The 22,274-nt window shown below is 73.2% G+C and carries 22 protein-coding genes; 7 read left to right on the forward strand and 15 right to left on the reverse strand.

What is annotated here, in order from left to right:
• Nucleotides 1–4: 4 nt before the first annotated feature.
• Together macS and ACZ68P_RS01675 are read right to left on the reverse strand one after the other, a co-directional pair.
• Complete coding sequence (gene macS / locus ACZ68P_RS01670; RefSeq protein WP_471000971.1) at nucleotides 5–1,237, reverse strand: MacS family sensor histidine kinase; 1,233 nt, start codon at nucleotides 1,235–1,237, stop codon at nucleotides 5–7.
• 33 nt (nucleotides 1,238–1,270) lie between these two features.
• Nucleotides 1,271–2,002: a lysophospholipid acyltransferase family protein gene (locus ACZ68P_RS01675; RefSeq protein ID WP_361433551.1), complete on the reverse strand. Its 732-nt coding sequence runs from the start codon at nucleotides 2,000–2,002 to the stop codon at nucleotides 1,271–1,273.
• Nucleotides 2,003–2,217: 215 nt separating this feature from the next.
• Between ACZ68P_RS01675 and ACZ68P_RS01680 the strand changes: the two genes are divergently transcribed.
• Nucleotides 2,218–3,000 (forward strand): alpha/beta hydrolase, encoded by a 783-nt coding sequence (locus ACZ68P_RS01680; RefSeq protein ID WP_471000975.1) that lies wholly within the window; start codon nucleotides 2,218–2,220, stop codon nucleotides 2,998–3,000.
• Entirely contained in the window at nucleotides 2,993–3,643 is a 651-nt protein-coding gene (locus ACZ68P_RS01685) for a hypothetical protein (protein WP_471000978.1), read from the forward strand. The genes ACZ68P_RS01680 and ACZ68P_RS01685 overlap by 8 nt, the downstream gene beginning before the upstream one ends.
• A gap of 240 nt (nucleotides 3,644–3,883) precedes the next feature.
• On the opposite strand, the gene ACZ68P_RS01690 is transcribed toward ACZ68P_RS01685, so the two are convergent.
• From ACZ68P_RS01690 to ACZ68P_RS01715, 6 genes are all read right to left on the reverse strand, one after another.
• On the reverse strand, nucleotides 3,884–4,627 hold the full coding sequence (locus ACZ68P_RS01690; RefSeq protein WP_471000980.1) for an endonuclease/exonuclease/phosphatase family protein: 744 nt from the start codon (nucleotides 4,625–4,627) through the stop codon (nucleotides 3,884–3,886).
• Nucleotides 4,628–4,705: 78 nt separating this feature from the next.
• A complete protein-coding gene (locus ACZ68P_RS01695; RefSeq protein ID WP_471000983.1) occupies nucleotides 4,706–5,647 on the reverse strand; it encodes an ROK family glucokinase in 942 nt (313 codons plus the stop codon).
• Nucleotides 5,648–5,713: 66 nt separating this feature from the next.
• Entirely contained in the window at nucleotides 5,714–6,175 is a 462-nt protein-coding gene (locus ACZ68P_RS01700; RefSeq protein WP_471000986.1) for a DUF5304 domain-containing protein, read from the reverse strand.
• 54 nt (nucleotides 6,176–6,229) lie between these two features.
• Nucleotides 6,230–7,381, reverse strand: coding sequence for an ArsA family ATPase (locus ACZ68P_RS01705; protein ID WP_471000989.1), 1,152 nt, complete (start codon nucleotides 7,379–7,381; stop codon nucleotides 6,230–6,232).
• A gap of 111 nt (nucleotides 7,382–7,492) precedes the next feature.
• On the reverse strand, nucleotides 7,493–7,936 hold the full coding sequence (locus tag ACZ68P_RS01710) for an SRPBCC family protein (protein WP_471000993.1): 444 nt from the start codon (nucleotides 7,934–7,936) through the stop codon (nucleotides 7,493–7,495).
• Nucleotides 7,937–8,025: 89 nt separating this feature from the next.
• Nucleotides 8,026–8,793, reverse strand: a complete 768-nt coding sequence (locus ACZ68P_RS01715) for a metallophosphoesterase family protein (protein ID WP_471002386.1) — start codon at nucleotides 8,791–8,793, stop codon at nucleotides 8,026–8,028.
• A gap of 264 nt (nucleotides 8,794–9,057) precedes the next feature.
• Between ACZ68P_RS01715 and ACZ68P_RS01720 the strand changes: the two genes are divergently transcribed.
• Together ACZ68P_RS01720 and ACZ68P_RS01725 are read left to right on the forward strand one after the other, a co-directional pair.
• Nucleotides 9,058–10,854 carry an AMP-dependent synthetase/ligase gene (locus ACZ68P_RS01720; RefSeq protein WP_471000996.1) on the forward strand — a complete coding sequence of 599 codons (1,797 nt, stop codon included), beginning with the start codon at nucleotides 9,058–9,060 and terminating at the stop codon, nucleotides 10,852–10,854.
• A 140-nt stretch (nucleotides 10,855–10,994) separates the two neighbouring features.
• Nucleotides 10,995–11,525: a hypothetical protein gene (locus ACZ68P_RS01725; protein ID WP_471000999.1), complete on the forward strand. Its 531-nt coding sequence runs from the start codon at nucleotides 10,995–10,997 to the stop codon at nucleotides 11,523–11,525.
• Between the two features lie 58 nt (nucleotides 11,526–11,583).
• Here the strand turns inward: ACZ68P_RS01725 and ACZ68P_RS01730 are convergent, their stop codons facing one another.
• Nucleotides 11,584–12,726: a glycosyltransferase family 4 protein gene (locus ACZ68P_RS01730; protein WP_471001002.1), complete on the reverse strand. Its 1,143-nt coding sequence runs from the start codon at nucleotides 12,724–12,726 to the stop codon at nucleotides 11,584–11,586.
• An 81-nt stretch (nucleotides 12,727–12,807) separates the two neighbouring features.
• Between ACZ68P_RS01730 and ACZ68P_RS01735 the strand changes: the two genes are divergently transcribed.
• A complete protein-coding gene (locus ACZ68P_RS01735; protein ID WP_471001005.1) occupies nucleotides 12,808–14,082 on the forward strand; it encodes a glycosyltransferase 87 family protein in 1,275 nt (424 codons plus the stop codon).
• Between the two features lie 88 nt (nucleotides 14,083–14,170).
• On the opposite strand, the gene ACZ68P_RS01740 is transcribed toward ACZ68P_RS01735, so the two are convergent.
• The 5 genes from ACZ68P_RS01740 to ACZ68P_RS01760 all read right to left on the reverse strand — a co-directional run bounded on the left by ACZ68P_RS01740 (nucleotide 14,171) and on the right by ACZ68P_RS01760 (nucleotide 19,601).
• Nucleotides 14,171–15,415 carry a hypothetical protein gene (locus ACZ68P_RS01740; RefSeq protein WP_471001007.1) on the reverse strand — a complete coding sequence of 415 codons (1,245 nt, stop codon included), beginning with the start codon at nucleotides 15,413–15,415 and terminating at the stop codon, nucleotides 14,171–14,173.
• Between the two features lie 40 nt (nucleotides 15,416–15,455).
• Nucleotides 15,456–16,469: a C40 family peptidase gene (locus ACZ68P_RS01745; RefSeq protein ID WP_471001010.1), complete on the reverse strand. Its 1,014-nt coding sequence runs from the start codon at nucleotides 16,467–16,469 to the stop codon at nucleotides 15,456–15,458.
• A gap of 205 nt (nucleotides 16,470–16,674) precedes the next feature.
• Nucleotides 16,675–17,703, reverse strand: a complete 1,029-nt coding sequence (locus ACZ68P_RS01750; protein ID WP_471001013.1) for a C40 family peptidase — start codon at nucleotides 17,701–17,703, stop codon at nucleotides 16,675–16,677.
• 256 nt (nucleotides 17,704–17,959) lie between these two features.
• Nucleotides 17,960–19,324 (reverse strand): NYN domain-containing protein, encoded by a 1,365-nt coding sequence (locus ACZ68P_RS01755; RefSeq protein ID WP_471001016.1) that lies wholly within the window; start codon nucleotides 19,322–19,324, stop codon nucleotides 17,960–17,962.
• 34 nt (nucleotides 19,325–19,358) lie between these two features.
• Complete coding sequence (locus tag ACZ68P_RS01760; RefSeq protein ID WP_260228851.1) at nucleotides 19,359–19,601, reverse strand: hypothetical protein; 243 nt, start codon at nucleotides 19,599–19,601, stop codon at nucleotides 19,359–19,361.
• Between the two features lie 187 nt (nucleotides 19,602–19,788).
• Between ACZ68P_RS01760 and ACZ68P_RS01765 the strand changes: the two genes are divergently transcribed.
• Both ACZ68P_RS01765 and ACZ68P_RS01770 read left to right on the forward strand, forming a co-directional pair.
• The gene (locus tag ACZ68P_RS01765; protein ID WP_471001019.1) at nucleotides 19,789–20,523 is read left to right on the forward strand and encodes a rhomboid family intramembrane serine protease; all 735 of its coding nucleotides are present in this window, start codon (nucleotides 19,789–19,791) and stop codon (nucleotides 20,521–20,523) included.
• On the forward strand, nucleotides 20,520–20,801 hold the full coding sequence (locus ACZ68P_RS01770; protein WP_017238849.1) for an Lrp/AsnC family transcriptional regulator: 282 nt from the start codon (nucleotides 20,520–20,522) through the stop codon (nucleotides 20,799–20,801). The genes ACZ68P_RS01765 and ACZ68P_RS01770 overlap by 4 nt, the downstream gene beginning before the upstream one ends.
• Nucleotides 20,802–20,892: 91 nt before the next feature.
• Here ACZ68P_RS01770 and ACZ68P_RS01775 read toward each other — a convergent pair whose 3' ends face one another.
• Nucleotides 20,893–22,269, reverse strand: a complete 1,377-nt coding sequence (locus tag ACZ68P_RS01775; RefSeq protein ID WP_471001022.1) for an aminotransferase class V-fold PLP-dependent enzyme — start codon at nucleotides 22,267–22,269, stop codon at nucleotides 20,893–20,895.
• Nucleotides 22,270–22,274: the final 5 nt, after the last annotated feature.

The raw sequence follows: 22,274 nt of genomic DNA on the forward strand, positions 1-22,274 counted from the left end.
CCGTTCACCTTCCCCCGTGGTTCCCGCGCTGCCGCGGGACCTTCAGTTCCACTTCCGTGCCCTGGCCGGGGACCGAGATCAGCTCGGCCGTGCCGCCCAGTTCCCGCAGTCTCCCGCGGATGGACAGGGCGACGCCCATCCGGCCCTCGCCCTCGGCCTGGGCGAGCCGCCCCTCCGGGATGCCGGGGCCGTCGTCCCGCACCGTCACGATCACCTCGTCCGGCCAGTCCTCCACCAGGATCCACGCCCGCGCGTCCGCGCCCGCGTGCACCCGGACGTTGTCCAGGGCGGCGCCGACGGCGGCGGCCAGTTCGCGGGCCGCGGGAGGCGGGAGCAGGACCGGGGCCCCCGGGTCGGAGAGCGTGACCCGCGCCCCGGCGCGCGGGGCGAGCAGCGTCCGCAGGTCGACCGGCGCCCCCGGGGAATCCGCCGCGCCGGACTCGTCGTCGGGGACGTCGACGTACCGGACGACGGCCCCTTCGGACTCGTCCTCGGAGATCAGGGACGGCCGGGTGAGGCCGCCGGCGACCAGGGTGCGCAGGGCGACCTCCTGCTCACCGGCCATCCGGCCCAGCTCCGCCGCCTCGCCGCCGAGGGCCGTGCCGCGCCGCTGCACCATCGCCAGGACCTGGAGCACGCTGTCGTGGATGTCCCGGGCGAGGCGCTCCCGCTCCCGGGTCGCGGCCTCGATCTCCAGGGCTCGGGCGAGGGTGCGCTCGGAGGCGCGGGCGACCTCGACGACGTAGCCGATGGCGACGGAGGCCACCCACACGAGCAGCACGTTGTGGAGGGTGTCGCGGCTCGGGTGGCCGCGCTCGACGATGTTGGCGACGGCCACCAGCGAGGAGGCGAAGGCCGCCCAGCGCCAGCCGCCCTTGATCGCGTACGCGAGGACGGCTCCGGCGGTCCATATCGAGGGCAGCGTGGGGCCGTCGACGATCCGGGCCTGGGCGTCGGCGAGCGGGGTGAGCAGGATGCCGGTGAGCGCGACCGTGAGGTCGGCGACGAGGAAACGACGGGTGCAGCCGGCCGCGTTGGCCACCTTGGGAAGGGTGGCCAGGTTCCAGACGCACATGACGGCGAGGAAGGCGACGGCCACCCAGGGCCGCTCGAAGTCGTCACGCGAGAAGACGAAGAGCAGGACCGCGTAGATCATGGTCAGGACGCGGTAGGCGGTGAGCGCCCGCCACAGCGGCTGCTCGACCGACATCCGCACGACACGCTCGCGCTTGGCCATCTCCCCCACCCCCACGGCACCCCCCGGCAGGGGTCAGGCGCCGGACTCTTCCCGTGCCGCGATCTCGGCCTTGACGGCTTCCTTGGCGGCTTTCTCGGCCTCGGCGATCTGCCGCTTGGCGGCCGTCGCGTAGATGTCGACGTACTCCTGGCCGGACAGCTTCATGATCTCGTACATGACCTCGTCGGTCACCGAGCGCAGGATGAAGCGGTCGCCCTCCATGCCGTGGTAGCGGCTGAAGTCCAGCGGCTTGCCGATCCGGATGCCCGGCCGCATCAGCTTGGGGACGACCTTGCCGGGTGGCTGGATCTTCTCGGTGTCGATCATCGCGACGGGGATCACGGGCGCGCCGGTGGCCAGGGCCACGCGCGCGAGGCCGCCCGGCTTGCCGCGGTAGAGCCGGCCGTCGGGCGAGCGGGTGCCCTCGGGGTAGATCCCGAAGAGGCCGCCCTTCTCGATGACCTCGATACCGGCCTTGATCGCGGCCTCGCCCGCGCCGCGCGCGCCGGAGCGGTCCACGGGCAGCTGGCCGACGCCCTTGAAGAAGGCGGCGGTGAGCTTGCCCTTCACTCCGGGCGAGGTGAAGTACTCGGCCTTGGCGATGAAGGTGACCTTGCGGTCGAGGACGGCGGGAAGGAAGAAGGAGTCCGAGAACGAGAGGTGGTTGCTCGCGAGGATCGCCGGCCCCTCGGCGGGAATGTTCTCGAGGCCCTCCACCCACGGCCTGAAGGCCAGCTTCAGCGACCCTCCGATGGAGAACTTCATTGCGCCGTAGATCAACTCGAGTGCCTTCCGTGTGCCGTCGGACAGACCATATCCCGCCGTGTCCCGCGCTCCCGCGCGGGAGCGGCCCATGACGGGGCACCTTCGTGCATACGGACCTGGTCGGTGTCGGTCCGGTCGCGTACGGTGAAGGTCCTTCCCCTTTTGCCGTCGCTTCGTCGAACCCCCCGAAGCCGAACCCCGAACAGGAGACCCCGGTGCCGGTCCTTCCTGGAGCCGAGCCGTACCGCCACGAGGGCGGAGAGGTCGGCGTCCTTCTCTGTCACGGATTCACCGGATCCCCGCAGTCGCTGCGCCCCTGGGCCGACTATCTCGCCGAGCGCGGACTGACGGTGTCGCTGCCCCTGCTCCCGGGGCACGGCACCCGCTGGGAGGACATGCAGCTCACCACCTGGCAGGACTGGTACGCGGAGGTGGACCGGGCCCTGCGGGAGCTGCTCGCCCGGTGCGGGCGGGTCTTCGTCTTCGGCCTGTCGATGGGCGGGGCGCTGGCGCTGCGGCTGGCCGCGAAGCACGGCGACGCGGTCCAGGGCCTGGTCCTGGTCAACCCGGGCAACAAGGTGCACGGCGTCGCCGCGCACGCGCTGCCGGTGGTACGCCACTTCGTCCGTACGACGAACGGCATCGCCAGCGACATCGCCAAGGAAGGCGTCACCGAGATCGGCTACGACAAGGTGCCGCTGCACGCGGCGCACTCGCTGCGGAGCTTCTTCCGCACCGTGGACGCGGAGCTGCCGCAGGTCACCCAGCCGATCGTGCTGCTGCACAGCCCGCAGGACCACGTGGTGCCGCCCGCGGACTCGGCCCGCATCCTCGGCCGGGTCTCCTCGACGGACGTGCGGGAGATCCTGCTGGAACAGAGTTACCACGTGGCGACGTTGGACCACGATGCGGAGCGGATCTTCGAGGAGAGCTGGGCGTTCGTCGGCCGGCTCGCTCCGGACGTCGTCGGGGAGAAGGGGAGCACGAGCGGTGGCTGAGCAGCAGGACGGGGAGCGCGAGCCGCAGCCCATCGACGAGGAGGCCGCCTGGGCGGCGATCGTCGCCGGGTACGGCGAGGAGCCGGCGGACCCTCCAGGGTCCCGGCCCTTCAGGTCGGTCGAGGACCTGGCGCTGCCCGAGCCGGTGGAGAGCGAGAGCGACGACGACGGCGAAGCCGAGGACGACGCCGAGGACGAGGAGCCGGAGAGACCGGCCCTCGGCAGTTCGGTCGTCTTCGCCCCCGGCGTGAGCGTGGGCGGTGGCCCGCGCGACTACCGGCTCGCGGATCCGGACGAGGAGCCGGCGGAGTCGGCGGAGTCGGCGGAGGGTTCCGAGGGCGGCGAGGAGGACAAGCCGGGCAAGCGCGCCGGGAGGGACGACGACGGCGAGGGGCACTTCGTCCCGCCGGAGCCGCCGCCGCTGCCGGAGGCCGACGCCACGACGAAGTTCGCATGGCTCGGTGTGGTGGGCGGCCCGGTCCTGATGCTCCTCGCGGTGCTGCTCCAGTGGGACATGACCTGGTGGCTGACGACACTGTGCGTGGGCGGTTTCCTGGGCGGCTTCGCGACGCTGGTGGCCCGGATGAAGCACGACGACGACGATGACGGCTACGACGACCCGGGCCGCGGCGCGGTGGTGTGACGGCCGCGTGCGTTGCGGTGACGCCGAGAGGCGCGGTGCTGTGACGACCGCCGGCGTGCGGTGACGCCGAGAGGCGCGGAGAGGTGACGGCCGCGTGCGCCGGGGCGTGACGACCGGGTGCGCGGCGGTGGGAGGACGGGGCGCAGGGCGCCTGGCCCGGGCCGGCCAAGGGCTCCGCACGGGGCGGGCTCGGCCCGGCGCACCCGGCCGGACCGGCCCGGCCGGGTCGGCGTGGCCCCTTCAGCTCGCCGGGATCCGGACCGCCGCGAGCACCGGCAGGTGGTCCGTCGCCGCCCTGAGGTCGGCCTCCGGAAGGCCCGGCGGGACGCCGCAGCCGAGGAACTCCACACCCTCCGTGGCGAGGATCGCGTCGATCCGCCGGCGCGGTTCGGCCGCCGAGAAGGTGTACTGCCCGCCCCAGGGGGCGACCTGCCGGCCGTCCTGGAGCTCCTTCGCCAGGCGCGTGAAACTCCGCCCCTCCGGCGGCTCGTTGAGGTCACCGCCCACGATCGTGTGCGGTGCGTCCATCGCCGCCACCCGGTCGAGGAGCATCCCCGTCTGCGCGTACCGCTCCTCCTCGCGCAGGCTCAGATGGCAGCTGATCAGCCCGACCCTCGCCGCCGCGAACCGGACGACCGCCGTCGCGAAGCCCCGGCGGTGCTGTCCCGGGGTGAGCGGCAGCAGGATGTCCTCGGTGCGCTCCACGGTCGCCCGCAGCGAGCACATCAGCAGGGGCCCGGCGGCGGTGGCGCCGCCGCTCAGCACATAGAGGTCGCTCTTGGCGGCCAGCCTGGCCGCGTGCTTGCGCCAGCGGAAGAACCGGGGCGCCTCCTGGACGAAGACGATGTCGGGCGCGCAGGCCCGGATGACCCGGGCGAGGGCGTCCTCGTCGTCCCGCTGGGAGCGGACGTTGTAACCGAGCACCCGCACGACGGCCGAACCGTCCGCTTCGGTGCGGGAGTTGGGCAGCTCACTGATCGCCATGCCCCGCAACATACGACAACCGCCCGCCGTACCCCGAGGGGCACGGCGGGCGGAGTCGCGAAGGAGTGCGGGAGGCGGTCAGCCCTGGCGGGCCAGGTCCGCCGCACCGACCAGTCCGGCCTTGCCGCCGAGCTGGGCCGCGAGGACCTGCGCGTGCGGACGCCACTGGCCGCCGATCAGCCAGCGCCGGAAGGACTTCCGGATCGGGTCGAGCACCAGCTCGCCCTCGTCCGACACCCCACCGCCGACGATGAACGCCGACGGGTCGAACAGCGACGCCAGGTCCGCCAGACCGGCGCCGGCCCAGCGGGCCAGCTCGCGGAAGGAGTCCACGGCCACCGGGCACCCCTGGCGGGCGGCCGCGCTGACGTGCTTGCCCTCGATGCCGTCCGGCGTGCCGTCACCGAGCTCCAGGAGGATCCTGGCGTTCTCCGGGGTGGCGTTGGCGCGCTGCTTGGCGTAGCGGACGAGCGCGCGCCCGGAGGCGTACTGCTCCCAGCAGCCCTGGCTGCCGCAGCCGCACAGCAGGCCGTCGGGGACGACCCGGATGTGGCCGAACTCCGCGGCGACGCCGAAACGTCCGCGGCGCAGCTTGTTGCCGATGATGATGCCGCCGCCGAGACCGGTGCCGAGCGTGATGCAGATGACGTCCTCGTGCCCCTGCCCCGCCCCGAACCGGTACTCGCCCCAGGCCGCCGCGTTCGCGTCGTTCTCGACGACGACCGGCAGGCCGACCCGCTGCTCGACCTTGTCCTTCAGCGGCTCGTGCCGCCAGTCGATGTTCGGCGCGAAGAGGACGGTGGCGCGCTTGTCGTCGACATAGCCCGCCGCGCCGATGCCGACGGCCTCGATCTGGTGACCCTTGCCGGCCTCGGACACAGCGGCGCAGATCGCGTCGACGATGCCTCCGGGGGTCGGCGGGGTGGGCACCTTGTGCGTGTCGAGGATGTTGCCCTCCTCGTCGACCACGCCGGCCGCGATCTTCGTGCCGCCGATGTCGACGCCGATGGTGAGTCCCATGTGTCCCTCAGTTTTCGGTCGAGCCCCGCTAGGGCCAACCGTACCCGAGGGGGGCGGCCGTACCGGTCAGTCGAGATCGATGTGCTGCCCGGTTCCGGGGCCTTCGTCACGCGGATCGTCGGGACGGTCGGCCGGTGCCGCGGTCCCCGGCTCCGCGCCGCCCGGGCGGTTCCCCTCGCGCGTCCAGCGCGTCTCGTGGCCCTCGACCGCCGAGCGGTACGCGGCGAGGAGCTCGCTGCCCGCCGCCGCGAGATGGTCGAAGACCTGCGGGTTCCGCTCGATGACGGGCTCGACGGCGGCCTTCGCCTGATGGACGATCTGCTGCACGGTCTGCTGGACGGCGCCCTGTGCGGCCATGCCCGCCAGCGGGCCCCTCAGCCCGGAGACCTTGTCGGCGACCGCGTCGAAGAGCCTGCGGAACTCGTCGGCGGCCGAACCGGGCTCCGTGCCTGCGCGTGCGCGGCGGCGGGCCTTCTCGGCCTCCAGGTCCTCGGCGCACGCCTTGGCCCAGGCATCCGAATCGCTCATGGCGTACTCCTTACGGCTTCTACCGTCGACGGTACACGGGCGCCGGGGCGTCCGTTACGGCGTCTTCGGCCAGAGGCCGGGATCCGGGGTGAAACGGACCCGCAGGTCGCCGTCGACCAGACCGGCGCCGGAGACGGTGCAGCGGCGCAGCACGGGCGGCAGGGGGACGTTGCGGCGGAAGGGCCCGGCGGCGAGGAGGAGTTCGTCCCCCCGGCGTACGAGGGACAGCTCCTCCTTGACGGCCCCGGGCAGCGGGAGGTGCCACACGAGGATGCCGTCCTCCCCGCGGCGGTCCTCGACCGTCCACGCGGGCGCGCCGGCGGGGACGGGCCCCGCTCCGAGCTTCTCCTCCACCGCAAGCAAGGCGAGGTCCTCGGGGCCGCCGAGGTCCCTGCCGAGGTGGGGCAGCGCGTGCACCGGGCCGTCGTACGCGTCGCGGAGCCGCTCCAGGTGCCGGTGGCGGCCGGCGGCCAGCGCGGCGAGCCAGGGGTCGGCGGAGTCGGCGGGGAGCAGCCGGTTGGCGACGACCGCGTCGAGGACCAGACCGTGCAGCGCCAGCCCGAGGCGGGCGGTGCGCAGGGTTTCGTGAGCCTCCGGGCCGGGCTCGACGACGAGGCGGACGGTGGTGCCGGGGGCGTCGACGACGGCCTGGACGGCGGCCAGCTCGGCCTCCCAGCGCCCGGTGGTCTCGTACAGCCACTGGGCGGGCATGGGGACGCCGGCCAGCTGGGCGAGCATCGGGCGCAGGGCGCGGGCGGCCTGCCGCTCGGGCGGCAGGAGGCGGCGCAGATAGCGGCGGAGCTGCTCGGGCAGGGCGACGACGGCGAGGGTGTCGGGCAGCGGCGGCATGTCGACGACGACCAGGTCCCGGTCCGTGGCGGCGGCGTCGCGCAGGGCGCGCAGGAGCGCGAAGGGCCGGCTGCCGGGGAGTTCGGTCAGCTCGGCTTCCTCGAGGGGGGCCGCGCCGAGGAGGTCGAGGGCGGTGGCGGAGCGGGCCTGGAGGTCGAGGAACTCGCGGCGGAAGTCGGCGGCCGGGTCGGGGCGGAGGATCCGGAGGGTGCCGGGGGCGGCCGCCGCGAGCGTCTCGTCGGGCCGTTCGGACACCAGGAGGACCCGGCGGCCGGCCGTCGCCTCGGCGAGGGCGGTCGCCGAGGCGACGGTGGTGCGTCCGGCGCCGCCGGGGCCGGTGACAAGGATGATCCGCATGGGGTGACGCTACCGGGCCGCCGTCGGGCGTCCGGCCCTCCCCCGGACGTCGTCCGCGGGAGACGCGAGGCGCGAGGCCGGGCGGAAGGCCCGTCGGCGGCGCGGCGGGCGCTACGCGCCGGACTCGACGCGCTTCTTCAGGCCGGCGAGGGCGCGGTCGATGATGACCTTCTCCGCCTTGCGCTTGATCATGCCGAGCATCGGGATCTTGACGTCGACCGTCAGCTGGTACGTCACCTCGGTGCGCTGTCCGCCGCCGGCCGGGGCCAGGCGGTAGGAGCCGTCCAGGGCGCGGAGCATCTGGGACTTGACCAGGGTCCAGCTGACCTCGTCGTCGCCGGTCCAGGTGTACGCCAGGGTGTGGTCGTCCTTGATCGCGCCGGCGTCCAGGAGCAGCCGGACCTTCTGCGCGCGGCCGGCCGCGTCGGTCTCCAGGACCTCGGCCTCCTTCACCTCGCCCGTCCACTCGGGGTAGCGGGCGAAGTCGGCGATCACGCCCATGACGTCGGCCGGTGCCGCCTCGATGGTGATGCTCGAGCTGGTGTGTTCGGCCATCGTGCTGGTTCCTCCACTGTGCGGTCCGGCGGAAGTCGAAGGGCACGAGCGTGCCGACCGAAGGCTATCGCGCCCCTGGGACCGGGCTCTCACCACTCCAGGGCCCAGGGCCTTCCGGTCGCCGCGAAGTGGCCGACGTTGACGCATTCCGTGGTGCCGATCCGCATCCGCCGTGCCAGCGGCTGGTGGACGTGTCCGAAGAGGGCGTAGCGCGGCCGGGTGCGGCGGATCGCGTCGAGGAGGGCGCGGCTGCCGCGCTCGAAGCGCCGCGCGACCGTGTCGTAGGTGAGCTCCGGCACCTCCGGCGGGATGTGGCTGCACAGCACGTCGACGTGGCCGAGGGCCTCGACCTTCGCCGCGTACTCCTCGTCGGAGATCTCGTACGGGGTCCGCATCGGGGTCCGCAGCCCGCCGCCGACGAAGCCGAAGACCAGGCCGCCGATCTCGATCCGCTCGCCGTCCAGGACGGTGGTCCCGTCGCGGGCGAACTCGGGCCACAGGCCGGGGATGTCGACGTTGCCGTAGGTGGCGTAGGTCGGCGTCGGGAAGGCGGCGAACAGCTCGGCGTACTGCCGGCGCACCGCGGACTCGATCGCCGTGTCGCGGTCGACGGCGAGCTCGGACCAGAGCCGTCTTCCCAGCTCACGGGCCTCGTCGAAGCGGCGCGCGGTGCGCAGCTCGACGATGAGGTCGGCGTTCTCGACGCCGAAGAGATCGGGGAAGATCCCTCGGCTGTGGTCGGCGTAGTCGAGGAAGAGCACGAGGTCACCGAGACATATGAGGGCGTCCGCCCCCTCCCCCGCCTTGGCGAGGGCGCCGGTGTTCCCGTGCACGTCACTGACGACATGGACTCTCATGCCTGGCATGAGCCCACCTTAGGGCGTCGGACCTGCGGTTACTTCCGAGTCCGTGAAGGTGTGGACTACTGTGCGCGAAGCACCGCCATACATGTGTGACGCATGGAACATCTGACCCGACCCCCCTATCGGGAACCGAGTACTGATGGGTAACGTCCGGGCAGTCCAGTCGTGCTCACCCCCACTGAGCACCTGCCCGATCTTGGACTTCACCGGTGCATCACACAGAGCCGTGGCGCCGGCGCCCGATGAGGAGCAGCAGTCTTGCGCGAGTTCAGCCTTCCGGCCCTGTACGAGGTCCCCACGGACGGCAACCTGACCGATCTCATCCGCCGCAACGCGTCTCAGCACCCAGATGTCGCCGTGATGGGGCGCAAGGTGGCCGGCGTCTGGACGGACGTCACCGCCCGGCAGTTCCTCGCCGAGGTCCGCGGGGTCGCGAAGGGGCTGATCGCCTCCGGCGTGGAGCCGGGCGACCGGGTGGCGCTGCTGTCCCGGACCCGTTACGAGTGGGTGCTCCTCGACTTCGCGATCTGGAGCGCCGGCGGGGTCACCGTGCCGGTGTACGAGACCAGCTCGCCGGAGCAGATCCAGTGGATCCTCGGCGACTCGGGGGCCTCGTTGGTCCTCGTGGAGTCCGCCGCCCACGAGGAGTCCGTGGAGTCGGTCCGGGCCGGCCTTCCCGAGCTCAAGGGCGTCTGGCAGATCGAGGCCGACGCGGTGGCCCGGCTGACCGCGACCGGTGCGGACGTCTCCGACGCGCTGCTCGACGAGCGGATGTCGTCCGCGCACGCCGACGACCCGGCGACGATCGTCTACACCTCCGGCACCACCGGCCGCCCCAAGGGCTGTGTGCTGACGCACCGCGCCTTCTTCGCCGAGTGCGGCAACGTGGTGGAGCGCCTCAAGCCGCTGTTCCGTACCGGCGAGTGCTCGGTCCTGCTCTTCCTGCCCGCCGCCCACGTCTTCGGGCGCCTGGTCGAGGTCGCCTCCGTGATGGCGCCGATCAAGCTGGGCACCGTGCCGGACATCAAGAACCTCACCGACGAGCTGGCCGCGTTCCGGCCGACCCTGATCCTCGGTGTGCCGCGCGTCTTCGAGAAGGTCTACAACTCGGCGCGGGCCAAGGCGCAGGCCGACGGCAAGGGCAAGATCTTCGACAAGGCCGCGCACACGGCGATCGCGTACAGCCGCGCGATCGGCACGCCGCAGGGTCCGTCCCTCGGTCTGCGGATCAAGCACAAGATCTTCGACAAGCTGGTCTTCTCCAAGCTGCGCGCGGTGCTCGGCGGTCGCGGCGAGTACGCGATCTCCGGTGGCGCGCCGCTGGGCGAGCGGCTCGGCCACTTCTTCCGCGGCATCGGTTTCACGGTCCTGGAGGGCTACGGCCTGACGGAGTCGTGCGCGGCGACGGCCTTCAACCCGTGGGACCGGCAGAAGATCGGCACGGTGGGGCAGCCGCTCCCCGGCTCGGTGGTGCGGATCGCCGACGACGGCGAGGTGCTGCTGCACGGCGAGCACATCTTCTCGGGCTACTGGAAGAACGAGACCGCGACGGCCGAGGCGCTGGCCGACGGCTGGTTCCACACCGGTGACATCGGGACCCTGGACGAGGACGGCTATCTCGCGATCACCGGCCGGAAGAAGGAGATCCTGGTGACGGCGGGCGGCAAGAACGTCGCCCCGGCGGTCATCGAGGACCGGATCCGGGCGCACGCGCTGGTCGCGGAGTGCATGGTGGTGGGCGACGGGCGGCCGTTCGTGGGCGCGCTGGTCACCCTGGACGAGGAGTTCCTGGGCCGGTGGGCCGCCGAGCACGGCAAGCCCTCGGGCTCCACAGCGGCTACGCTGCGCGAGGACGCGGAGCTGCTCGCCGAGGTGCAGCGGGCGGTGGACGACGGCAACGCGGCGGTGTCCAAGGCGGAGTCGGTGCGGAAGTTCAGGGTCCTGAACTCCCAGTTCACCGAGGAGGCCGGGCACATCACCCCGTCGCTGAAGCTGAAGCGGAACGTCGTGGCGAAGGACTTCGCCGACGAGATCGAGGCGATCTACCGCGCCTGACGCTCGCTCAGAACGCCCCTGGCAGCCCTCGTTCCGGGCCGCCGGGGGCGTTCGCGCGGTCCGCGAGCATGTCCGCGCCACCACCGGTACGGCGACCCGCCGCACACCGGCACACCGACAGCAAGAGGAGCAGAGGTTTCATGCGGCTCAAGCGCACCGCCGTCCTGGGGGCGGCCCTGACCGCCCTCGTCACGGTCACGGGCTGCAGCAGCAGCTGGGGAGAGGACGCCGGCCTGGCGAAGGCGGGTGACCTGGCGGGAGTCGAACGGATCGTCAGCGAGCACACCCTGTGCAGCGACCTGCGCGCCGCCTCCGGGGACGGCTCCATGAACGAGGAGTCGAAGGACCCGGCCTGGGGCATAGGCCAGCGCGCGGTCTGCGGTGACGACCGCGAGGACACCCTGACCCTGCTGACCGTCACGGACATGGAGAAGTTCCAGGAGGCCAACCGCAAGGCGGCCGCCTCGGGCGGCGGGAGCCGTTTCCTCATCGGCCAGGACTTCGCCCTCGTCCCGGGCGACGAGCGCGTCGCCGAGAAGCTCAAGGACTCCGGCACCCTGCTCTTCACCTGCGAGAAGGACTTCAAGATCCCCGACGGATACCGCCAGGAGGAGCTCCTGGTGGACGGCTGCGCGCTGACCGACTACCTGCCCGCCCCGCTCCCCGGCTAGGGAGTGTCCGGAAGGTGCAGGGACACCGCCCAGGGCCGGGGAGCCTCGGCTCCGGCCGTCAGAGCAGCTCCTTCAGCCGCTCCGCCAGCAGGTCCCAGCGCCAGCGTTCCTCGACCCAGGAGCGGCCCCGCTCGCCCATGCGCGCGCGCAGCTCCGGGTCAAGGAGCAGGGTCGCGACGCGGTCGGCGGACTCCTCCGGGGAGTCGCCGCGCACCACCCAGCCGGTCTCGCCGTCGAGGACCGCGTCCGGGGCCCCGCCCGAGTCCCCGGCGACGACCGGGAGGCCGGTGGCCGACGCCTCCAGGTAGACGATGCCCAGGCCCTCGACGTCGAGGCCGCCCCGCCGGGTCCGGCAGGGCATCGCGAAGACGTCCCCCGCGCCGTAGTGGGCGGGCAGCTCCTCCCAGGGAACGGCGCCCGTGAACCGTACGGAACCGGCCACGCCGGTCGTCGCCGCGAGCCGCCGCAGGTCCTTCTCGTACGGGCCGCCCCCGACGATCAGGAGCACCGCGTTCGGCACCCGCCGCAGGATCGCCGGCAGGGCCCTGATCAGCGTGTCCTGCCCCTTGCGGGGGACGAGCCGCGAGACGCACACGACCACGGGCCGGTCGCTGAGCCCGAGCCGCTCGCGGACGGCCTCGCCGCCCGAGCCGGGATGGAAGGTCTTCTCGTCGACGCCCGGCGGGAGCTGCACCATCCGCCCGGCCGCCGCCGGCGTCAGCGCCGACGCGATCCGCGAGCGGGTGTACTCGCCGAGGTAGGTGATCGTGTCCGTGCCCTCGCCGATCCGCCGCAGCAGCTGCCGGGAGGCGGGCAGCTGCGCCCATCCCGCCTCGTGCCCGTGCGTGGTCGCCACCAGGCGGAGCGCCCCGGCCCGGCGCAGGGCGGGCGCCATCAGGCCGAGCGGCGCGGCGGCCCCGAACCAGACCGACTCGCAGCCGTGCTCGCGCAGCAGCGCGGTGGCCCTGGCGGTGACGCGGGGGGTCGGCAGCAGCATGGTGGTGCGGTCCCGTACGACCGTGAAAGGCTGGGCCGCGTCGAACGCGGCGGTCGCCTCGGTCCCCTCGCGGCCGCGCTTCCACGTGGAGGCGTAGACGACGATCCGCTCGGGATCCAGGCGCAGCGCCATGTTGTGCAGGAACGCCTGAATTCCGCCGGGGCGTGGCGGGAAGTCGTTGGTTACGATCAAGGTCTTGTGCATCGTGGCCGAATCTACCGTGGCCGCACCACCGCCCGGCAGCACCTCCGCGACAGCGGACCGACAGACGAGGACGAGGTAGGAATGACGGGCGTATGGGGCGCGCTGCGCACGCGCGCGGCCGACGGCGCGAGTCTCCGGCTCCCGCTCGCCGTGTGGGCGGTGACGCGGGTGGTGCTGCTGCTCTTCGTCCTCAAGGTCGTGGTGATGCCCGGCCCCGACGTCACCAGCGACGTCGAGGAGATCTACCAGGGCTGGTACGAGGTCCTGCGGACGGGCACGTACCCGCTGGACGACGTCAGCTGGCAGTACCCGCCCGGCGCGGCCCTCGCCATCCTCTCCCCCGCGCTGCTGCCCTTCCTGGGGTACTCCTCGGCCTTCTTCGTCCTCGCCCTGCTCTGCGACGCGGTCGTCCTCGGTCTGCTGCTGTACGCGGGGAGGCGTCCGGGCCGCACACCGCGCGGCACCTGGATCTGGATCGCCGGCGTCCCGCTGCTGGGGCCGACGGCGTACGCCCGGTACGACCTGATGGTCACCGCCGTCGCCGTCGCCGCCCTGCTCGCCGCGCCCCGTCGTCCGACGGTCCTGGGCGCGCTGGCCGGTTTCGGGGCGGTCGTGAAGGTCTGGCCGGTGCTGCTGCTCGCCGGCACTCCGCGCGGCCGCGCCACCCTGCGGTCCTGGTCGACGGCGGCGGGGGCGGCGGCCGGTCTGCTGCTCCTGTGCACCCTCGCGGCTCCGGGCGCGCTGGCCTTCCTGACCTACCAGCGCGACCGGGGCACGGAGGTCGAGTCGCTGGGCGCGCTGGTCTTCCACGTGGCGCGGTACGTCGGCTGGGAGGGCGAGCCGCGCATGAACTACGGCTCGATCGAGTTCCTCGGCCCCGGCGTCCCCGCCGTGTCCACGGCCGCGATGGCCCTGACCGTCGCGGTGTTCGCCTGGCTGCTGCTGTGGCGGGTCCGGGCGCGGGCCTTCTCCACGACGACGCCCGCGGACGCGGCGTTCGTGGCGGTGCTGCTCTTCACGACCACGAGCCGGGTGATCAGCCCGCAGTACATGATCTGGCTGGTCGGTCTCGCGGCGGTCTGCCTGGTCTACCGGGCGAGCCGGATGCGACGGCCCGCGATCCTGGTCCTGTGGGCGACCGCGGTGACGCAGCTGGAGTTCCCCATCTGGTTCTCGCACGTGACGGACAGCGATCCGCTGGGGCTCACGCTGCTGCTGGTACGGAACGGGCTGCTGGTCGCCGCCTCGGTTTCCGCCTGCCGCGTCCTGTGGCGCCGGACGGTGAGCGAGCCGCGCGCCGGAACACCGGCGGCGCCGGTGCGGCCGGAGCGGGCGAAGACGCTCTCGGCTCCCTGAGCCGGGGCCGTGCGCGCCGCGGGCGAGGCGGCCCCTCCGGCCGGTCGCCCGGGCGAGGAGCGCGGTCCCGTCAGGGCGTGCCGGCCGGTCAGGCCAGCCGGGCGGACAGGAAGCGGCGCCAGGCGGCGGTGAACTCCTCGGGGCTCGTGCGGAGGACGTCGTGCAGGGCCTTCTCCACCGCGCCCTCGCGGGAGGGGTGGGCGCCCACCGCGCGGTAGAAGGCGGTCAGCTCCGGCTCGCCCCACCGCTCGGCGATCATCGCGCAGGCCAGCCAGCCCCCTTCGTAGGCCCGCGCCAGCGCCTCCCCGTCGCCGCCGAAGGCGAAGGCCTCGTCGTCGGGGAGCTCCGCCGGGACACGGCCGGCCCCGACCGCGCGGCGCAGTTCGGGCGCGGCCTGGGCGGCCGTGCGGCCGGTGCCCCGGTAGGCCACCCAGTCGGCGAAGCCCTCGGAGAGCCAGACCGGGGTGGCCGGCGAGGTCGAGGCCCGGGTGGCCACGTGCGTGGTCTCGTGGGTGAGGACGAACTGGCGCCCGAACGCGCCAAGCGCCCCGTACGCCTCGGGGTTGACGATCACGCGGTCCGCGGGGGCCTCCGGCCCGCCGCGGACCTCGCCGGTCGTGACGGCCGCGATGCCCCGGTAGGAGGCCCCCGGCGCCCCGAGCAGGGCGCCCATCGCGTCCAGGGAAGCCGGCACCAGGACGACCACCCGGCCCGCCCAGGCCGACGGCCAGGCCGCCGAGACGGCGGGCACCGCCCGGTCCGCAGCCGCCGCGATCGCCCGGAGGCGCTCCTCCGGCTGCCCGACGCCGAGGATGAGGCTGCGCCGTCCCCGTACCGCCTCCACCTCGCCCTGCTGCCACAGCTGCTGGACGTCGGCCCCGGCGTCCCCGGGGCGGTCGGCGCTCACGTACCACCGGCCGTTCCGCTCGGTCAGCTCCAGGAGGCGCTCGGTGGTGACGGGGCCCGGGTCGTAGCCCCGCACCTGGTAGCGCAGCTCCGCGCGGACCGTCGCTCGGCCGCCGTCCGCCCGGTCCACGTCCTTCACCCGGTAGTCCCACGAGCCGAGCGGCACCTCGGCGAGGTGGTCGAACTCCCTGAGCGCGGCCGGGGCGAGCGTGGGGTCGAGACCGACCGTGTAGGCCGCCTCGTCCCGGGCGAGCAGCGCGCGCGCCTGGCGGTCGAGCAGGCTCTGGATCTCCCGGGGCGCCGGGTCGACGGGCCCGGGGGCGGCGCATCCGCCGAGCGCCAGCAGGGCGGTCAGCAGGCAGGCCGCCGGGCGTGCCCTGCCTCCGGTGGGGCGATCCCCCTGCGCTCTCCGCCCCTGACGTGCCACGCCTCCGATCGTACGGGCACTCGTACGGGCAGGCGTACGGTCAGACCCGGGTCACCGTGACGTGCGACATCATCCCGACCGGGTCGTACCGCACCCGGGCCCCGGGGTACGGAGCGTGGATCACCTGCCCGTCGCCGGCGTAGATGCCGACGTGGCTGGCGTCGTCGCGGTACGTCACCAGGTCGCCCGGCTGTGCCTGCGCGAGCGGCACCTGTCGTCCCGCGTACCGCTGGGCCGAGGACGTCCGCGGCAGGCTGATCCCCGCCTGGCGGTACGACCAGACCATCAGCCCTGAGCAGTCGAAGGCGGAGGGACCGGTCGCGCCCCAGACGTAGGGGCGGCCGATCGCGCTGCGGGCGGCGACGACGGCGGCCGCGGCCCGTGTGGAGGCCGGGCCGAGGTCGCCGAGCGGGGGCAGGTCGTCGCGGCCGGAGCGGGAGGCCCGGGCGTCCCGGTCGAAGGACTCCCGCTCCTCTGCGGTCAGGGACGCCAGCAGCCGGCGGGCCTCGGCGAGCTTCCGCTCGACCGTGCGCTTGTGCGTGGCGACCTGGGTCCGGCTGCGCTCCAGCTCGGCGAGCAGCCGCCGTGCCTCGCTCCGCTTCTGGGTGGACGCGCGCAGCTCGTCCCGGAGCCGGCTCAGGGCGACGCCCTGCCGGGAGGCGACCCGGTCGAGGACCGAGGCCCGGTCGAGGTAGGAGTCGGGGTCGGCGGAGAGCAGCAGCGCGAGGGCGGGGTCGATGCCGCCGGAGCGGTACTGCGCGCCGGCGACCGAACCGAGCGCGCCGCGCATGCGGTTGATGCGCTCCTGGCCGCGCGCGACGCCGTCCTGCGCCTGGGCGAGCGTCCTGCGCAGCGCGTCCGCCCGCTCGTCGGCCTTGTTGTAGCCCTCGGTGGCCCGTTCGGCCTCCTCGTAGAGCCGGTCGACCGTGGCCCTGGTGGCCTCGGGGGTGCCGTTGGGGTCGGCGCTCGCGGGGACGGCGCCGAAGGCCGTCGCCGCGGTGGCCGCGGCGGCGGTCAGGACGGTGACCCTGGCGGGTCGTCGGTGGGACGCCACGAATCGCGCTCCGTTCAGCTGTGCCCGGTCTGGCGCGGCAGACAGTAGCCGCTGATCACTCCGCGTCCAACGAGGACGCCGGGCACACAAAGTGACGCCCCGCCGGACATCACAGGTCACCGGCGGGGCGTCAGGTCAGCCACGGGTGCGACGAACCACCCGATCGGGCGTCAGGTCGCGGGAGGCGCTGAAGGGGGCGGAGGCGTCAGATGCGCACACCGAACTGGAAGGTACCCATGTAGTCCATGGACTCGTAGCGGACCACGGCGCCCGGCTTGGGGGCGTGCAGGATCGTGTTGTTGCCCGCGTACAGACCCACGTGCGACAGGCTGTTGAAGAAGACCAGGTCGCCCGGCTTGAGCTGGCTGCGGCCGATCTTCACGCCGTCGTTCTGCTGGGTGTAGGTGGTGCGCGAGATGCCGACGCCCGCCTGGCGGTAGGCCCACTGCGTCAGCCCGGAGCAGTCGTACGAGTTGGGGCCCTCGGCGCCGGAGACGTACGGCTTGCCGAGCTGGGTGGCGGCGGCGCTGAGGGCGGCGCCACCACGCTGGGAGGCCGGGACCTCGTTGCCGAGGTCGACGCGGTCGCCCGCCGCGCGGCTGGCACGCTGCTCGTCCTGCTGGATCCGGGCGCGCTCGGCGGCGGTCAGGGTGTTGAGCAGCTTCTGCGCCTCGGCGAGCTTGCCCTGGAACTTCTTCTTCTTCTCGCCGAGGGTCTTGCGGACGTCCTCGAGGTCGGCGAGCTTCGTCGTCGCCTCGGCGCGCTGCTGGGCGAGGGTGCGCTGCTTGGCCTGGATCGACTGGAGCACGTCGGCCTGCTTGGCGCCGAGCTGGTCGATCGCGGACGCCTTGTCGAGGTAGGTGTCCGGGTCGGAGGAGAGGAAGAGCTGGATCGCCGGGTCGATGCCACCGGAGCGGTACTGCGCGCTGGCGACCGAACCGATGTTGTCCCGCAGGGTGTTGAGCTCCTGCTGACCGCGGGCGACCTTGTCCTGGAGGGCCCCGATCTCCTTCTGGAGCTTGCCGCGGCGCTCTTCGGCCAGGTTGTACTGCTCCGTGGCCTCCTCCGCCTCGTGGTGCAGCTTGTCGACCTTCGACTTCACGTCGTCGATCTTCGGCTTCGGAGCCGCCTGGGCTCCGGTCTGGGCGGTGAGCGCGACAGCCGCCGCGGCGGTCATGGTGAGCACGGTCACGCGGGTGCGGCTCGGCTGCTTGGGACGACGGTGGGACGCCACGAAGGCGAGCTCCTTCTTCCTCGAGCCGCCCAACCAGGCTGCGGCAGGCGGTTCCTCCGCTGTCATCCCCGATGGACGATCAACCGCGCGAAGGTTCGAGGCCTGACCCTAGTGACCAACTTGTGATCAGTTCAAATCCTCATGGGCAAAATCTCGCGCAGGCGCCACTTTATTTCCAGACATCACACAGGCAGTGATGAGCACTTGACCGTGCGCCCCCCAGAATCCGGGCATTACGGCCATGAGTTGCCAAGTGTCACGAGGCGCGCGAAAGCCGCTTGAGCAACAAGGCGGACGCGACCGGCCGCGCTCCGGACTTGGCGACGCCGTCGGCGACTTCACGGTCGGTGGAGACCACGACGACCGGCCGCCCCGGAGGCTCGGCCCGCACCAGCTGGCGGATCAGCTCGTCGGCGGTGACGCCCGGCTTGGAGAACAGCACCCGCACCCCGCGGGGCGGCGCGAGCAGCACGGGGGCGGCCAGCTCCGCCCCGTCGAAGACACAGGTGACCTCGGCGCCCGAACGGGCCGCGAGCGCGGAGAGGCCGCCGAGGAGCCGCAGCCGCTGCTTCTCCAACGGCATGGTCGGATAGCCGGTCTTGGTGACGTTGTAGCCGTCCACGACCAGATGGGCCTGCGGCAGCGCGAGCAGTTGGTCGAGCAGCGCCGGGTCGGTCTCGGACAGGGCGCGGGCCGCGATGTCCTTCGGCGACATCCGGCCGGGCTCGACCGCGTCCACGGTGTCGGCGGGGTGGACGGAGACGGGCGGCAGGGCCAGTTCGCGGCGCAGCCCCTGGGCCGCGTCCAGGACCGTGTCGAGCAGCAGGCGCAGCCTCATGTCCTCCACCGAGCGCCCCTCGCGGGCGGCCCGGCGGCTGGCCTCCAGGGCCGCCTCGACCTCGGCCAGCCGGGCCTTGAGCCGTCTGCTCTCGCTCTCGGCGGCCGAGACCCGGGCGGCGGCCTCCGCCTTGACGGCGTCGATCTCGGCCTGGGTGCGGCGCAGGGCCGCCTCGCCCCGCTTCACGTCGCTCTGGGCGCTGCGCAGCTTGCGATGAAGCGATTCGGCTTCCTTGCGGGCCGCCTCCAGGTCGTGGCGCAGCTGCTCGGTCTCGCCCCGGCCCCGCTCCCGGGCCGCGGCGACCTCCTCGCGCAGCCGCTCCAGCTCGCGCCGCCCGGCCTCGTCGGCCCGCTCGGCGTCCGCCCGCTGGACCTCCTCGCCCGCGGCGGCGACCAGCTTGACCCAGCCCCCCGGCCGCAGCACGTAGGCGGCCGCGGCGACCTCGACGGGATCGGCGGCGGCGGGCGGCGCCCCGGACTCGACGGTCGCGGCCAGCTCCGGCTGGGCCTCCTTGAAGCGCTCGCCGATCCGCTGCCGGAAGAGCGGGTCGCTCTCCAGCGCGGCGGCCATGGCGTTGCCCGCGAACTTGGCCCGCCGGGTGGGGGTGAAGCGGGCGTACTGCCGCAGCGGGCCGGGCAGCTCCGCGACGGTGAGCCCGCCGAAGGCGTCGGAGACGATCGCGACGACCCGCCGCCGTACGCCTTCCGGCAGCGGGCGGTCGAGCGCCTCGGCAGCGTCACCTGCCGCGCCGGCCGGCTCACCACCGTGCGCGGGCTGCTCCACGATCCGTCACCCCACTGTCGTTCGCACCGCTCCGTCAGGAAGCGGTGCCCGGCCTGTCCACCAGCTCGATCTGATCCACCGCGTTGCACCAACGACAGCGGACCGACTCGATGGTCTCACTGACCACCTCGCGCTCCTCCACCTTCGGCTCCCCGGCGAGGTCCAGATGGACGTACTCGACGACCTTGGAGGAGCGCGTCACGTCGAACCGGGTCAGGTTGCCGCAGAGCGTGCAGCGCCAGCGGGTCTCGGCGGTCGGCAGGGGAACCGTCGTCATCGGACCGTCCTCTTTCTTGTGCGGGATGCGGGAGCCGCGGTGCGCCGTCGAACTGCGGTGGTACTGCTCGTCACCCTACGGCCTCGGGGGGAGGCCCTGCTCGGGTGGAGCCCGGCTCGGGGGCGACCGCCGGGCGCCCCGGCGAGGCGCTCTGTCCAGGTCGGCCACGGTACGCGATGATCTGTCCATGATCGACTGGCGGGAAGCGGCCTTCGGCGCGTGGCGGGGTGCCCGGAACGGCCCCACGGTGACCTACGGCCTCATCGCCGTCTGCTGTCTCACGTTCCTGGCCGGACCGGCGTCGGGCCTCAATCCGGGGTACGGCACCGGGGACGCGTTCCTCGCGGCGCAGAGCGCCTACTTCCACCGCTGGGGGGTGCTCCCGGCCGAGCTGACGAACGGCGAACCGCGCGCCCTGCTCACCCCGCTGACCGCGCTCTTCGTGCACGGCAGCTGGCTGCACCTGCTCGGGAACATGCTGTTCCTCTTCGTCTTCGGCACGATGGCCGAGGAGCGGATGGGGGCGGCGGGGTTCCTGCTCTTCGCCGTCGGCTGCGGCTACCTCGCCCTGCTGGGCTACGCCGCCGTGCACGCGACCAGCGAGCAGACGCTGGTGGGGGCCTCGGGGGCGATCTCGGGCGTCCTCGGGGCGTTCCTGTACCTCTTCCCGCGGGCCCGGGTGACCAGCCTCTTCCCGTTCCTCTTCTTCCTGCCGCTGCGCTTCCCGGCGTGGATCGTGCTGATCTTCTGGTTCGTGCTGCAGTGGCTGGCGGCGCGCACGGCGGGGCCGGGTCCCGGGGTGGCCTATCTGGCGCACGTCGTGGGCTTCACCATCGGCTTCCTCTACGCCTGGGGGCGCTACCACCGTGGGGATAGGGTGAAGGCCCCAGCCGCGGCGACCGAGGGAGAAAGCCAGCCGTGATCACCGCGATCGTGCTCATCAAGACCAGTGTGGACCGCATCCCCGAGATCGCGGAGTCCATCGCCGCACTCGACAGCGTCAGCGAGGTCTTCTCGGTGACCGGTACGTACGACCTCATCGCCATGGTCCGGGTGCCCCGGCACGACGACCTCGCGGACGTCATCCCCGGCCGGATCAGCAAGATCCCCGGTGTCGAGGCCACGGACACGCACGTCGCGTTCCGTACGTACTCCCAGCACGACCTGGAAGCGGCCTTCGCCATCGGCCTGGAGTCGTAGGCCGCCCGCCCGGAGCCCCGGACTCCGGGCCGCCAGGGGCATGACGAAGGGGACCCCCGCGGGGGTCCCCTTCACCCGTACGAGTGGCTGCTCAGCCGCGGTCGGGGACGCAGCGTCCGTCCTCCGTGCGGTACTTCCACTGCGCGCCGTCCCGGACCAGCTCCTTGACGGCCCGTACGAAACGCTCCACGTGCTCGTCCGGCGTACCGGCCCCGAAGCTGACCCGGATCGCGTTCAGCGACTTCTCGCCCGGCTCGCCCTCCGGGGCTCCGCACTCGCCGACCTGCTGCTGGTCGCCGCCCAGCAGGGTGCGGACCAGCGGGTGGGCGCAGAAGAGGCCGTCCCGGACGCCGATGCCGTACTCGGCGGAGAGCGCCGCGGCGAAGTGGGAGCTGTTCCAGCCCTCCACCACGAAGGAGATGACGCCGACCCGGGGGGCGTCGTCGCCGAAGAGCGAGAGCACCTTGACCTCGGGCACCTCGGCCAGGCCCTCGCGCACGGTCGCGATCAGCTGCCGCTCGCGCTGGACGAGGGTGTCGAAGCCGGCCTCGGTCAGCGCCTTGCAGGCGGAGGCGATGGAGTAGACGCCGATGACGTTCGGGGACCCGGCCTCGTGGCGGGCGGCGGTGGTGTGCCATTCGACGTCCACTCCCCCGTCGGCACGGCGGGCGACCTTCCGCGAGGCGCCGCCGCCGGCCAGGTACGGCTCGGCGCTCTGGAGCCAGTCGGCGCGGCCCGCGAGGACGCCCGAGCCGAACGGGGCGTACAGCTTGTGCCCGGAGAAGGCGATCCAGTCGACGTCCAACTCCCGTACGGAGAGCGGGTGATGGGGGGCGAGCTGGGCGGCGTCGACGACGATCCGGGCGCCATGGGCGTGCGCGGCGGCGGCGAGTTCGCGCACCGGCCACAGCTCGCCGGTGACGTTGGACGCCCCGGTGACGCAGACGAGGGCGGGGCTTTCGGCCTCCGACGCGGCGGCCCGGTCGGCGAGCGCGCGCTCCAGGGTCTCGACGGCCTGGGCGGGGGTGCGCGGGGCGTTGAGGTAGGTGACCCGGGCGTCCTGCCACGGCAGGAGCGAGGCGTGGTGCTCGGTCTCGAAGACGAAGACCTCGCAGCCGGCGGGGAGGGCGGCGGCAAGCAGGTTGAGGGAGTCGGTGGTGGAGCGGGTGAAGACGACCTGGTCGTCCGGGCGGCAGTCGAGGAAGGCGGCGACGGTGGCGCGGCTGTTCTCGAACAGGTCGGTGGACAGCTGCGAGAGGTAGCCGGCGCCCCGGTGGACGCTGCCGTAGTACGGCGCGTAGGCGGCCACGTCGTCCCAGACCCGCTGGAGGGCCGGCGCGCTGGCGGCGTAGTCGAGCGCGGCGTACGTCACCTCGCCCCCGGTGACGAGCGGGACGGTCACATCGCGTCCCAGAACGGGCAGCGGGGCACAAACCGACTGGTCGGCGGCAACGGTGGAGACAGACATGGCGA

Source organism: Streptomyces sp. NPDC036822 (genome assembly GCF_055609145.1).